At 72.9% G+C, this 251-nt stretch carries 1 protein-coding gene; it reads right to left on the bottom strand.

Features of this window, described 5'->3' with window-relative positions:
* On the bottom strand, positions 1 to 185 hold a 185-nt coding region (locus G5A07_RS21545; protein WP_223107816.1), incomplete at its 3' end, for a 2-C-methyl-D-erythritol 4-phosphate cytidylyltransferase.
* Between the last annotated feature and the right edge of the window lie 66 nt (positions 186 to 251).

Here is a 251-nt window from a genome sequence, read left to right as displayed (position 1 = left end):
ACCGCCAGCAGCCCGCCGACCGGATCTTCGGCGAGTTCTTCGAGCAGGCGGTCGAGGTCGCCGCGGGTCAGGTTCGGCCGCGCGGCGTCATGCACCAGCACCCAGTCGTCGGCCTGTGCCCCCAACTCCAGCAGGCGCAGCAAGCCGTTCAACACCGAGCCGGGGGCGCCGAGCGCGCTGCACATGCCGGCTGGCGGCGCAGTCCAGCCCGGGCCAGTAGGGATCGTCCTCGGCCAGGCAGACCACCAGGC

Origin of the sequence: Stenotrophomonas sp. AS012628, assembly GCF_010608305.1 — a bacterium.
Taxonomy (GTDB): Bacteria; Pseudomonadota; Gammaproteobacteria; order Xanthomonadales; family Xanthomonadaceae; genus Stenotrophomonas; species Stenotrophomonas geniculata.
This window is presented reverse-complemented; position numbering and strand designations above follow the sequence as displayed.